The following is a 20607-nucleotide window of genomic DNA, read 5'->3' on the forward strand; positions in this document are numbered from 1 at the left end:
GTGAGAAATGTGACAAGGGCTTTCTACTGCGTTCAGCACATCTCTCACAGTATGCACATTACTTCTCTACCCGTTGACCTTCTTGTGGTCGGCCAGGAAAGTAGCTAAGCCTTTGTCGGTGAGCGGGTGGCTAAGCAAGCCAGTAATAACGTTGAGCGGACACGTCACTACATCGGCTCCAAGCTCAGCGCACTGAATGAGGTGAGGAACATGGCGCACCGAAGCGGCCAGCACCTGCGTGGGGTAGCCGTAATTTGAGAAGATATCTACAATCTGCTGAATCAGTTGCAGGCCATCATGTCCGATGTCGTCGAGGCGACCTACGAAAGGCGACACGTACGTAGCGCCTGCTTTGGCTGCGAGCAACGCTTGGCCCGCCGAGAAAATCAGCGTGCAGTTCGTTTTAATACCTTTCTCGGAGAAATACTTGATGGCCTTGATGCCATCCTTAATCATGGGCACCTTCACCACAATGTTGGGGTGCAGGTCGGCTAGCGCCTCCCCCTCCCGGATGATACCATCGTAGTCGGTAGCAATTACTTCGGCCGAAACATCGCCGTCCACCAACTCGCAAATCTGGCGGTAGTGGCTCATCACTGCGTCCGTACCCTTAATGCCTTCCTTAGCCATCAGCGAAGGGTTGGTGGTCACGCCGTCGAGCACGCCCAGCTCTACGGCCTCCTGAATGTCCTTCAGGTTAGCGGTGTCAATGAAGAATTTCATGCGGGTAGGTTGGAAACAAAGATGCCCCAAAGCTAATCACGGATTTATCGGATTAAACGCATTGTCCGGATTTTGTAGCTGGCTTGCCGTGTACAGCCATAAAGGAATGGCCTTGAACGCAGAAAGGCGCCCCTTGCGAAGCGCCTTTCGTTTTGTATGCGAGTAGTTCTCTTTATGCCGCCTAGCTAGCAGACTAGACAAAATGGAACTGTAAGGACAAAAAAAGCGAGCCAAAATCGCACCGCTCAACCACCTACCCTTGCTACCTTCCGGTCCTGGGGGAGTTCAGCAGGAGCTGGTCGTTCTGACTCGCCGGTGCAAAGGTAAGCACATATTTGGCGGATTAGGACAAGCAGGCTCATATTTTTTTCACAATACTGCTGCCGTTCCTATACTACCTGGATCTTATTCTGGGAGTAAGTAGCTAGGTAATAATCTACTAGCCAGACTACGCAACCAGGGGCCGCCCAGAAATTTTAGCGCTTCCGATAAGCTTTGTTTGCAGCCTTACTTTGCTGCTTGAGCTGCTGGGCATAATTCCGGATGGGCTGCATTTCCACCGAAACTGGCCGTCCTGAGTCCACAGTTACTTGTACTTGCTGGTATCCGGCGTAGCTCACTATCAGGGTTGGCGCGGTGGCCGTGGTACGCAGCATAAACATCCCGTCAGCATTGGTGCTGCTGGTATGACTTCTTTCCAAGGCTAGCTCTACAGTAGCGCCCGCCAATGGCACTCCACTCGTGCTAAGCACGATGCCACTGATAACGTGCGACGCAGGAGTAGCAGACCCCGCTACCTTGGGCGCTGCGGTAGCAGGCTGGGCGGCTATAGTGGCCATGGCAGCCGGGGGTAACTGGGTAGGCTTGGCCGCCCGGGTTTGGGCAACTAGGGTCAGCGGCAGCAGCAAAAATAGTGCGAGCAGATAACGTAACGTTTTCATTGCGAGCAGAAATGGAAGGAGAAGGAGCCATCTAAACTACCGAAAAACGAGCTTCGGTTGGCTATGATGTTGAACAATATTACACGGGGCTTTTATTCTACGAATTGAGTTCTCGCCCAATGCACGCAAATCCTATGCGAGCAGGCATTTTAGGGGAGTTCAGATGTAGAAAGAACACGCGCGGATTTTGTACGCCCCGGCCAGGTACTTACTTTTGTGCCATGCCTCAACAAATCCTGATTCTTGATTTTGGGTCGCAGTACACCCAACTCATTGCCCGACGCATCCGGGAATTGAATGTTTACTGCGAAATCCATCCGTATACGCACGCCCCGGACCTCACTGAGGACATCCGGGGCGTGGTGCTTTCGGGCTCGCCCTGCTCCGTACGCGACGCCAATTCGCCCAATCCTGACCTGAGCAAGTACCTCGGCCAGGTGCCCGTGCTGGGCGTATGCTACGGCGCCCAATTGCTGGCGCATCAGCAGGGTGGCGATGTAATGCCCGCCACCATTCGGGAGTACGGCCGCGCCCGCCTGGCCCGCGTACACCACGATTCACCCTTGCTGCACGGCGTGCCTACAGAGTCGCAGGTATGGATGTCGCACGGTGATACCATCAAGACGCTCCCAGCCGGCTTCGACATCATTGCCAGCACCCCCGAAGTAGCAGTAGCTGCCTTCCACATTGCAGGCCAGCCAACCTACGGTATTCAGTTCCACCCCGAAGTAACGCACTCGACGGATGGCAAAACCCTCCTGCAGAACTTTGTGGTGGGCATTTGCGGGCTTGATCAGAGCTGGACGCCGGAGCATTTTGTGGATAGCATGGTAGAAACCCTGCAGCGCACTATTGGCGAGGAAGACCAAGTAATTCTGGGCCTGTCGGGCGGGGTAGACTCTTCGGTGGCGGCTTTGCTCCTGCACCGGGCTATCGGCCCGCGTTTGCACGGCATCTTTGTCAACAATGGCTTGCTGCGCAAAGACGAGTTCGAAGATGTTCTTCACTCCTACCAAGACCTGGGCCTTAATGTGCGCGGCGTAGATGCTTCCCAGGCATTCTATGACGCGCTGGCTGGCCTCACCGACCCCGAGCAGAAGCGCAAAGCCATTGGCCGCACCTTCATCGAAGTATTCGATCAGGAAGCGCAGAAGGTACAGGGTGCCCGTTGGTTGGCCCAAGGTACCATCTACCCCGATGTAATTGAGTCCGTGTCAGTGAAAGGCCCGGCCGTGACCATCAAGAGCCACCACAACGTAGGGGGCCTGCCTGAAAAGATGAACCTCCGCATTGTGGAGCCGTTGCGGGCCTTGTTCAAGGATGAGGTGCGTGAAGTGGGCGACACGCTGGGCTTGCCCCACAATATTTTGCACCGCCACCCCTTCCCTGGGCCTGGCTTGGGTATTCGCATTCTGGGCGATATCACCCCCGCGAAAGTAGACTTGCTTCAGCGCGCCGATGCCATCTTCATCAATGGCCTGAAAGCGCACGGCCTGTACGAGAAGGTGTGGCAAGCTGGCGTGATGCTGCTACCCATTCAGAGCGTGGGAGTGATGGGCGATGAGCGTACGTATGAGCAGGTGGTAGCACTGCGCGCCGTAACCAGCGTGGATGGCATGACGGCCGACTGGGCTCACCTCCCCTACGAGTTCTTGGCCGACGTATCTAACCGCATTATCAATCAGGTGCGCGGCATCAACCGCGTGGTATACGACATTAGCTCCAAGCCACCAGCAACTATTGAGTGGGAATAAGCAACCCCACGGCGTTCGTATAGGTAATTAAAACGGTGAGGTGAATGGTCAGAAGCAAAGCACTGCTTAAGACTATTCACCTCACCATTTTTCTTTTTGGTAGTTTCCAACAGTAGCGTAGCACCCTAATCGAGCCAGGCAGCAAACTGCTTGGGCCTGTTGGCTCAATCCCATGCGCTGGGTAGATTTCCCGGTTAGAATAGCCGCCCTACTTCCCCAGATAAATAGGCGCCCTCCTGCTAGCTGTACCGTTCAGCTACTTTCTGCGTAGAAGTGCCGGTACTCACCTTCTCTTGTCTCCCTCCGCTCCGGTATGAAACGCCCTTCCTTCCGTCAACTACTAGGTCTGGGCGTGGTAGTGCTTGTGGTGGCGGTAGGAGTTGTTGCAGGCCTGCTGGGCTCTAGTTGGGGGCGAAGGCAGATAGAACGGCAGGTTCGGGAGCGACTGGCGCAAAACTCCGACCTAGTGCTGGCACCCTTTCAGGTTGATTTCTCGCTGCTGCGCGACTTTCCACATCTGACAGCCTCTCTGCATCACATGCAGCTTACCGACACCGCCTACCGGCACTCGGTGCCTGTCCTGCGCATTGGCCGCGCCGATCTGCGCCTAACAGTTAGCCAGTTGCTATGGGGCCGCGTTCAGATCGACCATATTACAGTGGAGGACGCCGAGTTTCGGCAGTACACTGATGGGCAGGGCCGCGACTGGGGCCTGCACGGTCGTGGACCCCGCAAAGCCACTCCTACCATTCCGCCCGACTTTGACTTGGCATCTTTGACGGTCCGCAACCTGCACGTAACGGACCGTAACGACTTGCACCATAGTGGGTACGCGGCGCACGTAGCGCAAGCGCAGTTGGTGGCCCGGACGCGCAACGGAGTAGCCAGGTGCGAGGCACGATGCGGGGGCAGCTGCAATTTCTACGAAGTGGGCGAGGCAACTTGTTTGAGCAGGAGCCCGTGTGGACGCAAATACGGTACGCCTACAACTTTGGGGAGCGCCAAGGTACGTTTCAACGGACCCGAGCGACGCTCAATGGCGACACGGTCCTGATTTCAGGCACCCACAAGGCAGCAGGGCTGGGCGAGCGGCGGGGCACCCAGTTGAATTTAACGTTTGAAGGTACCCAACCACTCTTGGAAGTGCTACGGGTAGCATTGCCTACCAACCTGCACCGCTTTGTGGCAGAGGCCAAAAGCCCTAGCCGCGCGCACATTCGCTACACCATCCGCGGCCTGAGCGGGCCGACAGTCCGCCCGCGTACGGTTTTGTCGTTTCAGCTGCGCGACGCCCAAATTCAATGGGCCGACTCCGGGCGGCGCATTCGGCGGTGGGATGCGCGCGGGGTGTACGATAATGGCCCCGGCCACAACCCGAAGACAACCTACCTTACCTTTCAGCAGTGTCGCCTTTACTCGTCAACTGGAGAGTTGGATGCGGTGCTGACGGTACGAGACTTTACCCGGCCGGCTCTGAGTGGGCAGGTGCGCGGCCGCACCGACTTGCAAAACCTAGCGGCTATTGTGGCTCCCGAATTATGGAGAGCCCGCGGAGGTGAGGCCACGCTGAACCTGCGGCTGAATGGCCCACTACCCGTTCGCCCAAGCCAAGCAACGGCTGATTCCTTGCTGCTTCCGCTGGCGGCGCGGGGTACTGTTACCCTACGAAACGCCTCTTTCACAATACCCAGCCGAGGAGCCGATATGTCGGGGCTGAACGTACGGGTAGGACTGCGCGACAGTCTCTGGACATTGGAGAACTTATCGGGCAGGCTGAACGGGATGAACGTGCAAGCTAACGCCACTACTACTTACCTGTTGGCGTATGCATCGGGCCAGCATCCTACAACTACCGTGACAGGCACGTTTGCAGTTGACAAGCTGTTCCTGCCCCAACTCCGGCGACTGTTGGCTGCACCTTCGCGCCAGCCCAAGCCAACTCCACCTCCCCTGCCTCCGGGCCGCACCCGCAACCAGCAGCTAGCATCTCGTGCCCTCAATATTTTGCCGCCCGGCCTGCGCCTAAACATCCGGCTGCGGTGTGCGCAGTTCATCTTACCGGCAGACACCCTCTACCAACTTGCCACCACGGTTTACCACGATGGGCACCGCGTGCAGTTACGCAACATTCGCGGCCAGGCCTGGGGTGGGCAGGTAAGCGGAGTCGTTAGCTGGCCTACAGACACTATTCATTTGCAGCCCGTGGCGGCGCAACTACAAGTGCACTTTGGCACGCTGGAATACCGGCGGCTGCTCTCGGTGCTGCGCCGACCTACGCGCACTACCCGCTCCGGTCCTTCCGACCCCACCCTGCGAGAGGTGCTACTGGCCGCCAACGGGCAACTGCTAGCTTCGGTGCAAACAGTGCACTTACCCGGCAGTGAGTCTTTGCGCAACCTACGCCTACGCCTCGACAAAACAGCTACCAGCTTTCATGTGCCCTATCTCACCTTTGCCACTAGCGCGGGTGGGCGGGGGCGCATTACTGCCAGTGCGCGCGTGCACGAAAAACAGCTAGCCGCCGCCACTGCTAACCTCGACCTACACTACGCTACGCTCGATATTCAGCGGTTACTTCAGCTTTTCGCGGGACTAGCACCACCGCCCGCTCCTAACCCGGGAGGAGCAAGCCCAATGGGCCCGCGTAATGAAACGTCGCCGATTCTAGACGGCACTATCAATGCGCAAGTGCGGGTTTCGGCCAACCAGGTGCGGTATGCCGTTTTACGAGGCAGTGAGTTCCGCTTGACTACTCGCCTGCGGGCGGGCCAGGCTTTACTCGATACTTGCTCGCTCCGTGCCTTTGGCGGTAAGATTTCCTTACGCGGGCGGCTAGAAACTAATAATCCCAATAACCAGCATCCACTGCATGCGCAGATGCGTTTGCAGCAAATTCACCTGCCAGACCTATTTCGGCTGGCGGAGGCTCTGAACTTTGATGTCCTAACGGCGGCCAACATCCGGGGTATTATGCAGTGCGATGCCGATGTGCACACCGCCCTCGACAATGACTTCCTACCCGATCTGACCTATACCCACGCCTACCTCAAAACCGACCTACAGAATCTGGAACTGCTAAACGTAACCGCCATTGAGCAGGCGCTACGATTTCTGCGGAAGGAGCGCACCAGCCATCTATACTTCGAGCCCGTAAGTCCCCGCTTTGTGCTGGACGGCCGGCGGTTGCTTATTCCCGATTTGCACTTGAACAGTAATCTAACGGATATGGCCGTGAGCGGCGAATACTACCTCGACGGGCGTGCCAACTTATATATGGGCCTGAGCCACTGCAGGCGCTTTTCGGCAACAACACCAAACGTATAGATGAGATTAAGAGCGGGGCCGCCGCACGCCAGCCCAGCCGGGGCCTTATCTTCGTAAACCTGCACCGCACGCCGGGCAGCAAGTACAAAGTGCGGCTATTTAAGAAGCAGGAGCAACACCAGCAGCAAGACCGCCTGTGGCGGCAGTATCAGCAGCTACTTCGGCGCCAACCGCTTGATACCGTCTTGCGCCAACTTCCCTAGAGCACTGCCGGCAGGGCCAGATTATGGCGGTTGATCTTTTACTACCCTGCTGGTTTTAACGGGGCAACCCTACCGTGAACTCCGTAAAAATGCCCTCTGCGGTTTCTACCCGTATGGTACCGCCATGTCCTTTCGTGATAATGTCGTGAGCCAACGACAGCCCCAGGCCCGTACCTACACCCACGGGCTTCGTCGTAAAAAAGGGCTGAAACACTTTGTTTTTGATTTCCTCGGACATGCCCGTACCGTTGTCTCTGACTCGGATAAAGACGTGTTCACCTTCTTGGCTACTACTCACACTCACGGCAGGTGCGTAGCCTTCGGGTTCTAAGAGCATGCGGGCCGTAACGGCGTGGAAGGCATTGGTAAACAGATTCAGGAGCACGCGCCCAATTTCCGTGGCTACTACACTCACCTGCCCCACCTGGGGATGTAAGTCGGTGGTGAGCGTGGCTTGGAAGGAGGCATCCTGCGCCTGTAGTCCCTCGTAAGCCAAGCGCAAATACTCTTGAATGAGGCCATTTAGGTCGGTGGGCTGGTGCTGGCTGGTGCCGGTGCGCGCATGGGCCAGCATATCGGCAATGATGGCCGAGGCCCGCTGCCCGTGCTGGCTAATCTCTTGCAGGTTTTGACGTAGTCCAGCTACTATCTCCTGCTGAAGGTCGGAAGCATCTTGGCTAGCAGATTCCTGACTGAGCAGCCCCACGCTTACCTCGGCAAACTTCTTCATGAAGTTGAGTGGATTTTGCAGCTCGTGCGCAATACCGGCCGACAACTCCCCAACAAACGCCCACTTCTCGGAAGCCACTAGCTGTTTCTGCGTGGCTATCAGCTGGGTCTGTTGTTGCTCTAGCAGCGCGTAGGCCCGCTGTTTCTGCTGGTTGTTGAGCCACAAAACCGCACTCAGCCCTCCTACCACCGTCAGCCCTAGCAATGCAACTCCTAGTAGCCACTGTTGCTGGCGGTTTTGCTGCCGAATCTGTTCGGCGTGCTGGGTCAGCTGCTGAATGCGCACTTGCCGGCGCGACAATTCGTAGCCGTACTGCAAGGCGGCCGTTCGCCGGATAAGCTCCCGGCTACTCAAACTATCCTGATAGATGCTCGACAGGCGCTGGTAGCGGTAGGCGTCCTGATAACGGCCCAGCTTGGCGCTGGCTTCAGTGAGCACCCGGCTTACGTCGCGCACGTTCTCTTTCACCCCACTGCGCAGGCTTGCTGCCAAACTGGCCTGACCATACACCAGGGCACTATCGGGGCGGCCGGTGTGCAGATGGGCGCGAGCCAGCACTAGCTGCGTCCAGGTAGATAGCCAATTACATCGAGCTTGCGCAGTTGCGCCAGGGCCCGGTAACCAACGGTGAAGGCTTCGGGATAGTGCCCTTGCCGCTCGTACATATCGGCAATGTTGAACTCTTCTACCAAGTGCCCAGGCACATCACCCAAGCGAGAGGCTAGGGCCGCATCCTGCTCATAATACTGCCGTGCAGTATGCCACTTACCTTGCGTGCGATACAAGTCGCCGAGCCCACGCAAGCTCTGGGAAACGCCCGATTGGTTGTTATGCTGCGCGGAGAGCTGCCGGCAGTGCAGAAGGTAGAACTCGGCCTTTACGTACTCTCCTAGCTGGGTGCTAATGATGCCTAACTGGGCGTTCATCAGTACCAGCCAGTGCGGGTTATTGAGCTTTTCAGCCAGCGACAATCCTTGCTGAGCGTGCGACAGGGCCTGCGCATAGTTGCCCTGGCCGAAGTAGATGTAGGCCAGATTATACACGCACGCCAGGTGGTTGAGGGAATCATGCACTTGGGCAAACCCTTGGCGGGCACGCTCGGTGTAACGCTGAGCCGGGCCATGTTCGTTGCGCTTGCGGTAGTAGAACCCAAGCCCCAACTCCGCCTTTGCTCGCCCAAACGTGTAGCCTAGCCGCTTGGCTAGCCGCAACGCTTCTTCAAAGGTTGCTTTAGACTCGCGCGGGGCAGAGGAACGCTGCTCAAACGCCAGGAGGTTAAGCCGGTTGACTCTTCCGGTATCTTGCTGGGGGTGCGCCTGTAGCTGCGCCTGCATTCGTTGAAGAGAAATTCCTTGCCCCCAGGTAACCGGGCTGGCAAGCAGCAGCAATAGGAGGAGCCAATATTTCACGAAGGTCGGCAAGTCAAGAACTATGCAAACCTAACTATATTCTGGGCTATTCCTGCACACTACAGTTCTGCTTGCTGCATTCTAAATCAGCACCATAGGGTACGCTCACCTAGTAGTTATCAGAATATTTTCGGGAGCTCAATCCCCCGAATAGTTCGGAATAGGCTCATTGCATTTTGGTCCGTAAGGCCTCCGATGTAGTCCGTAAGCAGTACAATTTGCTCGTAGGCTGAGGTGCCTTCCTGGGGGCCAATAGCTCGGAATTGCTCAGGTAGCAGTTGTAGCAGCCGGCGCGAGCGGGCACTGGCTTGCGGGTCGAAGGTGGCGTGTAGGAAGGCATCGAGCAGACCGGCCAGTACCTCGAAGCCGGCCGCCTCGGTTTCCAGTACTGGGCGGCTCCGGTAGAGATGCTCCATGGTAAGCTGGTGCATATGCTGCAACTGGGGCCAGCAGTCGAGCTGCTGCACCAGGGGCTCATCAGAATGACCCCGCAGCAGGTCGTCGGCCCGGTCGGCAAACAGACGAGCGGTTTGCTGCACCAAGCGGTTGATGAGGCGAGCCCGTAGGTAGCCGAGTTCCTCGCGCCAGTCGCGCCACTCAATGGAACCACGCCGGCCGGGAGCGTCGCCTAGCAAGTCGCGCAGTAGTTGTAAGCCGGTTTCGCATGGAATCAGGCCCAGCTTCAGGCCGTCTTCAAAGTCGATGATGCGGAAGCACAGGTCATCGGCTGCCTCCACCAAAAAGGCCAGCGGGTGCCGATGGTAGAAGCCTCCTACGTCGGTGCCGGGCGGCTTGGGTAGCAGGCCAAGCTCCCGCGCTACTTCCTGAAAGCGCGGTGCTTCCGTCTGGAAATAGCCGTACTTCTTCTCACTGGTGCCCCGCGTGCTGCCGGCCTCATCTAGAATAGAAGGCCGGGGGTACTTCGTGAAAGCCCCTAGCGTAGCGTACGTAAGGCCCAGGCCAGCCGAGCCCGAGCTATGCGCGGCGTAGGTATGAGTAAGGATGCGAAAGCCCGCGGCATTGCCCTCGAACTGCTGCAAATCGGCCCGCTGAGCGGCGTTGAGCACGCGCACAAACGGCTCGGCGGCGGGGCTGCGGAAGTAGGCTGATATAGCATCTTCTCCGGAATGCCCAAACGGAGGATTGCCAATGTCGTGCGCCAGGCAGGCCGCCGCCACAATATCGCCCAAGTCACTATCGAAGTGAGGCAGCAGTTGAGCTAGGCGCGCCGTTTCTTCCAGCAGCAGTCGGCCGCCCAAGCGCCCCAAGGAGCGTCCTACGCTGGCCGTTTCCAGCGAGTGCGTGAGGCGAGTATGCACAAAATCAGTTTCAGGCAGCGGCATCACCTGGGTTTTGCGCTGCAACCGCCGAAACGCTGAGCTGAATACCACCCGGTCGTAGTCGGCCACGAAGGCCCCACGAACGGGCGGGGCATCGGTTACTACGTGCAGTTGGGGCTGATCGGGGTAGCGGCGGCGGGTCAGGAGTCGCTCCCACGTCATGGTGGGGGCGTCGGGCGAATCGGTTTGCAGGTGCATCATGGGAGGGGCAAGGTAGCGGGCCAAGATGATTTTTGCAGTACGCAGCCAGCAGATAAACTATGGGGTTCCTGGGCCCTTGTATTTTAGATTGCTTTGCCTTCTATCTTGCCAACCTGAACACCACGGAGCCTAGCGCTCTCAGAACCAGCAGCGAAGCAGGTAACCCGCTACTTCATACACGCCACTCCACAAGCGTTTTCCTGGCGCCCGCACCCTTTCTGATATGAAGTACCTAGCAAGTGTTTTTGCGTTCTGCTTACCTGTCAATTTTGCGCAGGGGCAGTCTCTTGCTAGTAGCCAGCCCGCGTTGGACAGCCTGATTCAGGTGCATAGGATTCCGGCGTTGCTTGCCGCCGTGATAGAGCCTACTGGTATTCGCTACCTGCACGGGGGCGTGCGCCAACAAGGGAAGCCCGCACCAGCCGCCTTTACCGACTTTTTTCACATTGGCTCCAATACTAAGGGTATTACCAGCTTTATTGCTGCCAAGCTGGTAGAGCAGGGCAAAATTCGGTGGGATTCGCCGCTAGCGGCAATAGGGCCCGAACTGCGCGGCAAGGTTCGGACGGAGTAGGCCGCCATCACTCTTGCCGACCTCCTCTCACACCGTGCCGGCATTCGTCCCTACGCAAGCGGGCCAGAAATAGACGCCCTACCTTCTTTCAGTGGTTCGATTTCCCAAAAACGCCTGCAATTTGCCTTGCACACGCTACAGGAAAGCCTCGCAGTGCCCAACCAATCGCCATTTGCTTACTCCAATGGTGGCTACGCACTGGCGGCTCTCATGCTGGAGCGGGTGAGCCATCGTTCGTGGGAGGAGCTGGTGGCGCGCACATTCCGCACCCTAGGCTACCGGCACCGGATAGGATTTCCTAATCGGCAGGATGCTACCCAACCCTGGGGCCATTGGCTGGAATCCCCTACCGACTCGGTGTTTACGGCGCTGGAGCCATCCATACCCTACCATATTCAGGATTTCCTGGCTCCTTCCGGGGACGTGGCTATGCCCCTACCCGATTACGCGCGCTTTGTACAGCTGCACCTACTGGGGCTCCTGGAGCAAGCTAACTACCTTCGGGCAGCTACCTACCAGCAGCTACACTTTGGTCAGGAAGCTTATGCGTATGGTTGGGGCAACGGTACGTTTACGGGTTCGGGAGCTAGATTTAGCTTTCATGACGGCACAGCGGGCACCTTCTTCTGCCACACCTTTACGGTCCCAAGCCAGAAGGTAGCCTTCGTGGTCATTACCAATGCCGGTGGCGCCCCGGCTCAAGCTGCCTGTTATGCATTGCGCCGGGACCTTTTACGGCGCTTCACCGCCCATACACTCTAGTTACCTAGCTGTCTCAGCACCTTCTCCTACTTGCCCCATTAGGCGCACAGTAGCGTAGCCAAGCAGCAGAAACACCCCGTACAGCACAGTTACGCCCCAGGCATCGAGGTGGGCCCGGGGGTGCAAAATGCAGCTGATGATGTCGTAAAATAACGCTAGCGGGTTGGTCACCACGTCCCAGCTGTTGAAACGTAGGTAGCGGCCCAGGAAGATACCAAAGGAGCTAAGCACCAGGGCTACCGTCGCGAAGGCCCAGCCACTCCACCAGCCCAGGCGGCGCGCCACGAGCGCGTGCATGTCGCTAAGGGAGGCATAGGCCAGCATTACCCCGTTCCAAGCGCAGGTAAGAATCAGGGCGAGGTCGTACCAATAGGGTACTGCAGCGCGGGGCTCTAAGTGAAATAGGTCGGTAAGTATGTAAGGAGCGTTGGGGAAAAACAGCAGCCACACTGCTCCCACTGGCAGCAATACACGCGCTTTCAAGCGCCCGGCCGACAGTCCGAGCATGGTGCTCAATCCAAACGGTATCAGGGCCAGAAACAAATTCCACAGCAGGAACACAAACGTAATCTGGTGCGTCAGGAACACCCGAAAAGTAATCAGCACTACGCTAAGCGTGAGCGAAGCACCCAGCACCAGCATCAGATTTAGGCGCTGACGAATTTGGGGCAGGGATAGAGTGGCTAGGGACATTGGCATATCTACAAGTAAGACAATTTTAATCGACGATGGTAACGGTGGCTGAAGCCGAGCAGTATTGCTGGGCCAGAAAATTTTATTGTAAGCAAGCCCACTACCCCCAAGGCGGAACAAGGAACCACTGGGCCAGGCCTTACACTAGGTAGGTAACACACCACATCTTCCGCGGCGTTCCTGCGTACCTTTGCGCGAGCGGAGCGTGTTGTTGCGCCCCATCTGTTTCTCCCGCCACCTCTTCCCTGGCCCCTCTGCTATGAGGTATCTACCTGCCCTCCGGCTTGCTGCTTGCTGCGCTGGCTTCGTTCTGACGTTGACGGCCCATGCCCAACAGCCAGCTGCTAAAAAGCCCGCCACTACCCCGCCGACCACCTCTACCAAACCGGCAGCGGGCACAAAAGCTACTACTCCTGCCAAGGTCCAGCCCGCTACTACGTCGGCAGCGAGCAAGGGCAAGGCAACCCCAACGACTACCAAATCAGCCGCCACAACGGCCGCCAAGCCCACCCCTACTTCGGCTACTGCTACGAAGCCCGCTGTTACCCCGTCGGCCCGGCCAGCTGCTACGGCCGCCAAGCCGGTAGGCCCTCCCCTCCCCACCAACATGGGCTCGGCAGACCCCAACATACGCTACAAGAACGGAAAAACGCTTATCGACCAGGCGCGCTACGACTTGGCCATGCAAGAGTTGGAGCCGGTGGCAGCCAACGCGCAGTTTGGGCGAGCTCCGGAGGCTGCTTACCTCTACGCGGTAGCGGCCAGCCGAGCGCAGAAATGGGCCGAGGCTGAGCAGATGCTTAACCTGCTTCGCAATCAGTACCCACAGTGGTCTAATCTGCCCGAGGCGTTTTTCCTGCAAGGACAAGTTTCGTTTGAGCAGGGCGACTTCGACAATGCCTTGCGCGTACTTGCGCAGCTACCTTCAGACCGCCTCGCTACGGAGCGAGAGAACATGAAGGCGGTGTATCTCCCGCGGATAAAAGATAAGGCTACCTACCTGAGCCTACTCAAAACCTACCCTCAGGAGGCCGCCCTCGGCCGTGCCTACGCCGATAAGCTAGCCAACGGTGGGTGGTACACTGACGACGACCGGACCCAGCTCGACCAACTTATTGCCCAGTTTTCGTTGGACCGTGCCCGCTACACGCCCCGCCCCCGAGCCCAAAAGAAGAGCACGTATAATATTGGCGTGCTCCTACCCTTTGAGTTTGGTGACCCCAGCTGGGAAACACGCCGCAAAAACCAGTTTGTGACCGACCTGTACGCCGGCCTGCGCATTGCCCAGGATTCACTGCAGCGGGAAGGCCGCCCAGTACAGCTATTTGCCTACGATACAGGCGCCGATACACTGCAGCTCAAGCAGGTGCTTGCCCTGCCCGAGCTGGCAGGTATGGACTTGATAATTGGGCCGGTATACAAATCGGGCAGCAAAATTCTAGCGCGCTACGCTCAGCAGAAGCAGATTGTGGTAGTAAACCCCCTTTCTGAAGACGGTGCGCTGGTGTTGGACAACCCCTGGCACTACCTCTTCGAGCCCAGTGCGGCCACGCAAGCCCGGCAGGCTGCTCAATTTGCTTTTACACGTTTAGGCGGCCCTCGCACAGCTCTGGTGCTCTACGAGGATAACAAGGACGAAGCCGCTTTCGGGCAGGCGTATAAGCAGACGTACGAAGCCCTAGGGGGCCAAGTAGTACAGTTGCGGCGTATCAACTCTGATGTGGAAGAATCCTTAGCCGCGGGCTTTGCTAGAGTTGACCTCAAAACGATTGGGCACCTTGTGGTAGCATCCAATGGGAAGAAGGCTGGTCCCTATACATTGGGCTTGCTACAAACCCAAACCCCGCGCCCTCCTCTTATCACCTACGCTTCCTGGCTTGAAAACAACCGCGTGAGCTTAGGCCAACTTAATGCCCGCAGCGTGTACTTTGTGCACCCCAAGTTTACAGACAAAACATCTGAGGGGGTGCGCCGCTTCCGCCAGCTCTACACCCAGCGCCAGAACTTACCACCGTCCGTCTTTGCCTTCACTGGCTTCGAGCTGCTGTATTACTTCGGCAACCAACTCCACCAAAACGGCCCGGCCTTTCAGCAGGCGCTGGCTACTGGTGGCCCGGTGTCGGGGTCAGTATTTCAGGGCATTGGCTACCCCGGAGGTGCGCACGATAACCAGTACGTGCCCATTACAAAACTTGAGCGCTTAGAGGTGGAAGTACTGAACCCCGTAGGCATTCGCTAGGTTGTACTATAAAGGCTGGGCATCAGCTCAGCCGGCCCCCGCGCTATCATTTCATGCTGTTTGCGAGGCGAGTATGCCGCTTCGACTTCTCCCTTTTTCTTATGTCTTCTTCAACTACTGACACCCCCAACCTTACCCTCACCACTAGCGACACCTTGTTCACGCGCGCCAAGGAGCATATTCCGGGCGGCGTAAACTCACCGGTGCGCGCTTTCCGGGCGGTGGGTGGTCACCCGGTTTTTATGCAGTCGGCTAAGGGTGCTTGGCTGACCGACGTGGATGGCAACCAATACTTAGACTTCATCAACTCTTGGGGGCCCATGATCTTAGGGCACGCCCCTGATCTGGTGCTAGATGCCGTGCAGCAAGCCGTACAAGGTTCCCTGTCGTTTGGTGCGCCCACTCGCCGCGAGGTAGAAATGGCCGAGCTGATCAAGCAAATGGTGCCCAGTATTGAGAAGGTGCGCCTCGTGAATTCGGGTACGGAGGCTACCATGTCAGCCATTCGGGTAGCGCGAGGCTACACGGGCCGCAACAAAATCATCAAGTTTGAGGGCTGCTACCATGGCCACGGCGACTCCTTCCTGATTGCGGCTGGCTCGGGTGCCCTTACCCTCGGCGCCCCCGATTCGCCGGGCGTGACCCAGGGTGTAGCGCAAGATACGCTCACGGTACCCTACAATAACTTGGCGGCAGTAGAAGAAATCATTGCGGCTAACCCCAACCAGGTGGCGGCCCTCATTCTGGAGCCGGTAGTTGGCAATATGGGGCTTGTAGCGCCGCAGGAAGGCTACTTGCAAGGCCTACGCGACTTATGCACCAAACACGGCATCGTGCTGATTTTTGACGAGGTGATGACGGGCTTCCGTTTGGCCCGCGGTGGCGCTCAGGAACTGTACGGCATCAAGCCCGACCTCACGACCTTAGGTAAAATCATTGGGGGTGGCATGCCAGTGGGCGCCTATGGTGGCCGCCGCGACATCATGGACCAGGTAGCGCCAGCAGGCAAGGTGTATCAGGCCGGCACTTTGTCCGGCAACCCTATTGCTACGGCCGCGGGCATCGCCCAGCTTACCTACCTCAATGAGCACCCTGAACTCTACGACGAGCTTAACCGCATCACGACCCGTATTGCGGATGGCACCCGCAACATTGCGGCCGAGCTGGGCTTAAACTACACGGTAAACCAGGTAGGCTCCATGTTCAGCCTGTTCTTTACCGATCAGCCCGTCACGGATCTGGAGTCGGCAAAGGCTTCGGATACTGAGGCTTTTGGGCGCTACTTCCGGGCCATGCTGCACCGGGGTATCTACTTAGCGCCAGCACAGTATGAAGCGCTGTTCGTGAGCACTGCCATTACGGATGAGCTAGTAGAGACCTATCTCACGGCCTGCCGCGAATCATTGCTGGAAGCGCACGGCCTGTAAGTCCGTCCGGCTACGCGCCAACGCTCCGTAGAAGACCTTCTTGTGCCGATACCCGCCGGTAGTCCGACGAGTGTTTCAGCACGGGAAGGTCTTTTCTGCGCTTGACTACTGCGGTTTTCTTGCGCGGGCCGCCAAACCGCATGGGGAAGCGCTTACCTTTGCGGCAAACCTGCGTAGCCTTATGTTCCGATTTCGTCAGCTGTTCCCGTTGTTTTTGCTGGTTTGGCTTGTGATTCCCGGCCAACTCCGTAGTCAGACTGAAACACCCGCGGCCGCCAACAAGCGCCTCTTCGACCGGACCGTGGATGAGCTGAACTTTCGCACCATGGAAACGGTGTACGATAAGTCCTTTGCTCGCGGCAAGTTTCCTTCTTCCTTGCGCACGACCAAAGCCCGCCGCGAGTTCGATAACTTCCCTGGACGTCCTGACCTGGAAAAGCTCTTTCAGAACTACAACAGCGTGTCTGAACGGTTCAAGAGCCGCTTTGGGCAGGGTCGTACCGATTTAGTTGAGTTCGAGAAGCAGCTGAACACCATTCTGGTTGATAAGAACTTCGAGTTTTTCATTCGGGTGCTACCGCGCGATGAACGGATATCCATCATTCGAAGCTTGCAGCGCGCCATTAAGCAAGCCACTGCTCAGTTCAATGCCTCTCAGGACCCCGCTCCGGAAGAATTAGCCGCCGATGGTGCTGCCGTTCCGCCCGCCGTAGATGGGGAATTGCCCGCTAGTGCTGTTCCCCGCACCCCCGCATCCACGGAAGACTTGCAGCCTGAGCCCGAAGTATCCTTGCCTACCGAAACGGCCATCGGCTACACCGGCCCCCGTTCCCTGGACGTGGCTCCGCGCCACGATTGGATGGACTACCTCACGCTTATGCTGGCAGGCGGCTCCTTCCTACTAATGCTGTACATCATCACAAGCGTTCTGCCCGATCTGCGTACCCGTATCGACGGTCTGGCAGAGGAGCAGGACCAGGCACTAACTAAAAAGCGCACTCGCACCCGGACTGCCCTCCCCGAAGACCGGTACGAGGACGAAGAAGAAACCACCTAAAATCTAGTGGAGCCCAGTTGCTACACCGTCTGCTTAGTAGTAGGCCTCTTGTACGCCGCCGAGCCGCCCAGATTTTTGACGCTTACACTTTATTCTCTTACATGATTCTCACCGACCAGCAGATTCTCGCCGAAATTGAGCGGGGCAACATCATCATTGAGCCCTACGACCGAACCTGCCTTGGCACCAACTCCTACGATGTGCACCTAGGTCGCTACCTGGCTACCTACCGCGACGCCGTGCTGGACGCGCGTAAGCACAACGAAATCGACGTATTCGAAATCCCTGCGGAGGGCTTTGTATTGCAACCTGGCACGTTGTACTTGGGCGTGACGGAGGAATACACCGAGAGCCACGCCCACGTCCCCTTCCTGGAAGGAAAGAGCAGTGTTGGCCGCCTTGGCATCGATATTCACGCTACTGCGGGCAAGGGCGACATTGGCTTTTGCAACACCTGGACCCTGGAAATTAGTGTGTCGATGCCGGTGCGGGTGTACCATCTCATGCCGGTAGGCCAGCTTATTTATTTTGCTGTGCAAGGGGATGTAGAAACGTTTTACAACCGCAAAACCAACGCCAAGTACAACGAGCGTACAGACAAGCCCGTGGAGTCCATGATGTGGAAAAACCGGTTCTAACCCGTACGCATTAAGCCCCAGGTTGCCGGCACGAACTGGCTATCTGGGAAGTGCGAGCTACCGTCTACCTCGGCCGTAATAGGAAACCAGCTGGCTAAAACCCAGAGAACGAGGCAGCAGGTTTTTTAACTGGACTAAACTCGTTGGCATAATTTTTCGTTAGGCATACAAGACAGCGGCACTACCTAGCTCGGCTTTTTTACCCCGAACTTCATCTGCCGCTTTTCTTTTTTAGAAGCTCAACGCCTTAGATACCGATGAGAAAGCAACTTGCCACTGCTGCCCTGCTGCTTACCGCCACCCTCGGCGTTCAGGCCCAGCAGAAACCTTCCCTAGTACAGCCCCAAGATAAGACACAGCCTTCCCCACGCCTCAACCCGGTGCAGGAGCGCGCAAAACGCCTCTCCGACCAAATGGCTCGTGAGCTGCGTCTCAATGGCTACCAAGCTACTCGTTTACGCGCCATCAACGAGGATAAAGTAGCCAAGATGGCGGCTATCGAGAAGAAGAATGCTGGAAATCAGAAGCTCATTACGCAGCAGTGCGATGCAGTGTGCAAAGAGCGCGACCGGGAATTGCAAGCAGTACTGTCTACTGACCAGTACAGTAACTACTACGACTCCCGCGCTACGTTCCGGAAATATGATAGCGACTACGCTGCACGAGCTGCCGACGCTATTTTCGTGAACTCCGTGCAAAACCCTCTGCCAGCTAGTAGCCGCGGTGCCATCTTAGCCCCCGCTCGTACCACAACTACTCCCGCCAACAACGGTCGGTAGGCCATATGGCTCTATATAAGAAAAGCCCTGCCGGTGATCCGGCAGGGCTTTTTTTGTTTACTCACGGGTGTAGCAGCACTTACTTCTGATTGCGCTCCTCTTCCTCAATGTGGTCCATGAGTACGCGGCACAGGTCACGCATCTTGGTAGCCATTACGGAGTCATTCGTAGCAGTTACAATGCTCTCGGCCATGGCGCCCATGGTGTCCACGTAAAAGCGCTTCATCTCGTCTACGGGCATCTCCTTAGTCCAAAGGTCGATCTTCATAGTGCCCCGCTCGTCCCGATCCCACAGGGCAATGTTAATGGCCTTAGCGAAGTGAATGTCGGGGCCCGCGTCGGTGGCCGACCAGCTGATAGCCTCGGGCACCTTCTGATCATCGAGGGCGATGCTGAAGCGGATTTCAGATTTTTTCATGCGAAAGAGGTAAGAAAGAACGTCATGCTGACGAAGAGAAAATCTCGCCGAAGGTAAGTTTATTACCGTGACACGCGAGGTGCTTTCTTCGTCAGCATGACGTTTTGAGTTGAATGATCTGGAAAACCGTCGTTACACGTAGTTGTTTAGCATCACTGGCATTACCAGCATCAGAATGCTCTCGTTATCGTCGGGGGTAGTAGGCATGAGCAGGCCGGCACGGTTGGGAGTGCTCAGCTCCAGGGTAATTTCCTCGGAATCGATGTTGCTCAGCATCTCGGTCAGGAATTTGGCGTTGAAGCCGATTTCCATGTCCTCACCATCGTATTGGCAAGCCAGCTTCTCGTTTGCCTCATTCGAGAAGTCCAGATCTTCGGCCGAAACTGTCAGTTCCGAGCCAGCTAACCGCAGGCGTACTTGGTGAGTAGTCTTGTTAGAGTAGATGCTGATGCGCTTCACCGAGTTCAGCAACTCCTGGCGGCTGATAATGAGCTTGTTGGGGTTAGATACCGGAATCACGTTCTCGTAATCGGGGTAGCGCTCATCAATCAGACGGCATACCAGACGCATCTGGTTGAAGGAGAAGAAGGCATTAGAGTTATTAAACTCTACCCGCACGGTAGTTGTCTCGGAGGGCAAAGCCCCCTTCAACAAATTGAACGCTTTGCGCGGAATGATGATGTTTGCCGTTTGGCCCGCTCCTACGTCGGAACGACGGTAGCGCAGCAAGCGGTGACCATCGGTAGCCACGAAGGTTACCTGGTTGTCGGCTAGCTGTACCAAGATGCCCGTCATAGCGGGGCGCAGCTCGTCGGTGCTAACGGCGAAGATGGTTTTGTTAATAGCCCGCGACAAAGAAGACGAGGGCATTTCTACCGGGGCTGAGCCCTTCACTACCGGTACACGGGGGAAGTCGGTAGCATTTTCGCCGGCTAGCTTGTAGCGGCCATTGGAGCTGGCAATTTCGATAGTGTAAGTTTCCTCATCCAGCGTAAACGTAACGGGCTGGTCAGGCAGGTTCTTGAGCGTGTCGAGCAGGATGCGGGCGGGGGCAGCAATACGGCCGCTTTCGCGGGCCTCCACGGGTAGCTCCGTCATCATGCTGGTCTCCAGGTCGGAGGCCGTAATCGTCAGCTTGCCGTCCTCAATCTCGAAGAGAAAATTCTCCAGAATGGGCACCACGGGGTTGTTCGTAACCACGCCGTTGATGCTCTGCAATTGCTTGAGCAAGGCGGAAGACGAGACGATGAACTTCATATAGGCGGATGGTTTGGCAGGCGTTTGGGGAAGAGGACAAAGATAGGAAACGGGCGTGGGGTTTTCTAGCGCCCTAAGAAGCCGAAACGGCCCAAATCCTTACTTTACCGTTGATTTCTTTCGCCCAGCTTTATAGTG

At 57.0% G+C, this 20607-nt stretch carries 16 protein-coding genes, 1 other RNA gene and 1 pseudogene; 9 read left to right on the forward strand and 9 right to left on the reverse strand.

The genetic code is table 11. The annotated features are described in order from the left end of the window. Positions 1 to 66: 66 nt before the first annotated feature. From fsa to VI25_RS06000, 3 genes are all read right to left on the reverse strand, one after another. Positions 67 to 723 (reverse strand): fructose-6-phosphate aldolase, encoded by a 657-nt coding sequence (gene fsa, locus VI25_RS05995; RefSeq protein ID WP_055562350.1) that lies wholly within the window; start codon positions 721 to 723, stop codon positions 67 to 69. 219 nt (positions 724 to 942) lie between these two features. Then, an RNA gene (gene ffs, locus VI25_RS23265) (signal recognition particle sRNA small type) lies at positions 943 to 1039 on the reverse strand. A 160-nt stretch (positions 1040 to 1199) separates the two neighbouring features. Continuing rightward, complete coding sequence (locus VI25_RS06000; protein ID WP_045688197.1) at positions 1200 to 1664, reverse strand: carboxypeptidase regulatory-like domain-containing protein; 465 nt, start codon at positions 1662 to 1664, stop codon at positions 1200 to 1202. A 221-nt stretch (positions 1665 to 1885) separates the two neighbouring features. Between VI25_RS06000 and guaA the strand changes: the two genes are divergently transcribed. The 3 genes from guaA (at position 1886) to VI25_RS06015 (ending at position 6742) form a co-directional block, all read left to right on the forward strand. Further along, entirely contained in the window at positions 1886 to 3418 is a 1533-nt protein-coding gene (gene guaA, locus VI25_RS06005; protein ID WP_045688198.1) for a glutamine-hydrolyzing GMP synthase, read from the forward strand. 313 nt (positions 3419 to 3731) lie between these two features. Next, entirely contained in the window at positions 3732 to 4472 is a 741-nt protein-coding gene (locus VI25_RS24620; RefSeq protein WP_045688199.1) for an AsmA family protein, read from the forward strand. Continuing rightward, the gene (locus VI25_RS06015; RefSeq protein WP_161806882.1) at positions 4379 to 6742 is read left to right on the forward strand and encodes an AsmA-like C-terminal region-containing protein; all 2364 of its coding nucleotides are present in this window, start codon (positions 4379 to 4381) and stop codon (positions 6740 to 6742) included. The genes VI25_RS24620 and VI25_RS06015 overlap by 94 nt, the downstream gene beginning before the upstream one ends. 258 nt (positions 6743 to 7000) lie before the next feature. Here VI25_RS06015 and VI25_RS06020 read toward each other — a convergent pair whose 3' ends face one another. From VI25_RS06020 to dgt, 3 genes are all read right to left on the reverse strand, one after another. After that, positions 7001 to 8233: a sensor histidine kinase gene (locus VI25_RS06020; RefSeq protein WP_055562351.1), complete on the reverse strand. Its 1233-nt coding sequence runs from the start codon at positions 8231 to 8233 to the stop codon at positions 7001 to 7003. After that, positions 8233 to 9084 (reverse strand): tetratricopeptide repeat protein, encoded by an 852-nt coding sequence (locus VI25_RS06025; protein ID WP_152981512.1) that lies wholly within the window; start codon positions 9082 to 9084, stop codon positions 8233 to 8235. Before VI25_RS06025 ends, VI25_RS06020 begins: the two co-directional genes overlap by 1 nt. Before the next feature lie 119 nt (positions 9085 to 9203). Further along, a complete protein-coding gene (gene dgt / locus VI25_RS06030; RefSeq protein WP_052694873.1) occupies positions 9204 to 10625 on the reverse strand; it encodes a dGTP triphosphohydrolase in 1422 nt (473 codons plus the stop codon). Between the two features lie 223 nt (positions 10626 to 10848). Here dgt and VI25_RS06040 point away from each other — a divergent pair. Continuing rightward, positions 10849 to 11961: pseudogene (locus tag VI25_RS06040) on the forward strand (serine hydrolase domain-containing protein). Here VI25_RS06040 and VI25_RS06045 read toward each other — a convergent pair. Beyond that, on the reverse strand, positions 11962 to 12660 hold the full coding sequence (locus VI25_RS06045) for a DUF1361 domain-containing protein (RefSeq protein ID WP_082455414.1): 699 nt from the start codon (positions 12658 to 12660) through the stop codon (positions 11962 to 11964). It abuts the pseudogene before it with no gap. 253 nt (positions 12661 to 12913) lie between these two features. Here VI25_RS06045 and VI25_RS06050 point away from each other — a divergent pair, with 253 nt between their 5' ends. The 5 genes from VI25_RS06050 to VI25_RS06070 all read left to right on the forward strand — a co-directional run bounded on the left by VI25_RS06050 (position 12914) and on the right by VI25_RS06070 (position 18794). Continuing rightward, positions 12914 to 14893, forward strand: coding sequence for an ABC transporter substrate-binding protein (locus VI25_RS06050; protein ID WP_082455415.1), 1980 nt, complete (start codon positions 12914 to 12916; stop codon positions 14891 to 14893). A 101-nt stretch (positions 14894 to 14994) separates the two neighbouring features. Then, positions 14995 to 16320 carry a glutamate-1-semialdehyde 2,1-aminomutase gene (gene hemL, locus VI25_RS06055; RefSeq protein ID WP_045686912.1) on the forward strand — a complete coding sequence of 442 codons (1326 nt, stop codon included), beginning with the start codon at positions 14995 to 14997 and terminating at the stop codon, positions 16318 to 16320. Between the two features lie 181 nt (positions 16321 to 16501). Continuing rightward, positions 16502 to 17377: a hypothetical protein gene (locus VI25_RS06060; protein ID WP_152981513.1), complete on the forward strand. Its 876-nt coding sequence runs from the start codon at positions 16502 to 16504 to the stop codon at positions 17375 to 17377. A 101-nt stretch (positions 17378 to 17478) separates the two neighbouring features. Then, positions 17479 to 18015: a dCTP deaminase gene (dcd, locus tag VI25_RS06065; RefSeq protein WP_045686910.1), complete on the forward strand. Its 537-nt coding sequence runs from the start codon at positions 17479 to 17481 to the stop codon at positions 18013 to 18015. A 257-nt stretch (positions 18016 to 18272) separates the two neighbouring features. Beyond that, a complete protein-coding gene (locus tag VI25_RS06070) occupies positions 18273 to 18794 on the forward strand; it encodes a hypothetical protein (protein WP_052694872.1) in 522 nt (173 codons plus the stop codon). 79 nt (positions 18795 to 18873) lie between these two features. Here the strand turns inward: VI25_RS06070 and gldC are convergent, their stop codons facing one another. Then, entirely contained in the window at positions 18874 to 19212 is a 339-nt protein-coding gene (gene gldC / locus VI25_RS06075; RefSeq protein ID WP_045686909.1) for a gliding motility protein GldC, read from the reverse strand. Between the two features lie 132 nt (positions 19213 to 19344). Continuing rightward, positions 19345 to 20469 carry a DNA polymerase III subunit beta gene (gene dnaN, locus VI25_RS06080; protein ID WP_045686908.1) on the reverse strand — a complete coding sequence of 375 codons (1125 nt, stop codon included), beginning with the start codon at positions 20467 to 20469 and terminating at the stop codon, positions 19345 to 19347. Positions 20470 to 20607: the final 138 nt, after the last annotated feature.

Origin of the sequence: Hymenobacter sp. AT01-02, assembly GCF_000961955.2 — a bacterium.
GTDB classification, from domain to species: Bacteria; Bacteroidota; Bacteroidia; order Cytophagales; family Hymenobacteraceae; genus Hymenobacter; species Hymenobacter mucosus.

Excerpts from the sequence above, each read along its gene's own strand:
- hemL (WP_045686912.1), top strand. The coding sequence starts at position 14,995 with ATGTCTTCTTCAACTACTGACACCCCCAACCTTACCCTCACCACTAGC.
- guaA (WP_045688198.1), top strand. The coding sequence starts at position 1,886 with ATGCCTCAACAAATCCTGATTCTTGATTTTGGGTCGCAGTACACCCAA.
- dnaN (WP_045686908.1), bottom strand. The coding sequence starts at position 20,469 with ATGAAGTTCATCGTCTCGTCTTCCGCCTTGCTCAAGCAATTGCAGAGC.
- VI25_RS24620 (WP_045688199.1), top strand. The coding sequence starts at position 3,732 with ATGAAACGCCCTTCCTTCCGTCAACTACTAGGTCTGGGCGTGGTAGTG.
- VI25_RS06050 (WP_082455415.1), top strand. The coding sequence starts at position 12,914 with ATGAGGTATCTACCTGCCCTCCGGCTTGCTGCTTGCTGCGCTGGCTTC.
- dcd (WP_045686910.1), top strand. The coding sequence starts at position 17,479 with ATGATTCTCACCGACCAGCAGATTCTCGCCGAAATTGAGCGGGGCAAC.
- VI25_RS06000 (WP_045688197.1), bottom strand. The coding sequence starts at position 1,664 with ATGAAAACGTTACGTTATCTGCTCGCACTATTTTTGCTGCTGCCGCTG.
- VI25_RS06060 (WP_152981513.1), top strand. The coding sequence starts at position 16,502 with ATGTTCCGATTTCGTCAGCTGTTCCCGTTGTTTTTGCTGGTTTGGCTT.
- fsa (WP_055562350.1), bottom strand. The coding sequence starts at position 723 with ATGAAATTCTTCATTGACACCGCTAACCTGAAGGACATTCAGGAGGCC.
- VI25_RS06070 (WP_052694872.1), top strand. The coding sequence starts at position 18,273 with ATGAGAAAGCAACTTGCCACTGCTGCCCTGCTGCTTACCGCCACCCTC.
- dgt (WP_052694873.1), bottom strand. The coding sequence starts at position 10,625 with ATGATGCACCTGCAAACCGATTCGCCCGACGCCCCCACCATGACGTGG.
- gldC (WP_045686909.1), bottom strand. The coding sequence starts at position 19,212 with ATGAAAAAATCTGAAATCCGCTTCAGCATCGCCCTCGATGATCAGAAG.
- VI25_RS06045 (WP_082455414.1), bottom strand. The coding sequence starts at position 12,660 with ATGCCAATGTCCCTAGCCACTCTATCCCTGCCCCAAATTCGTCAGCGC.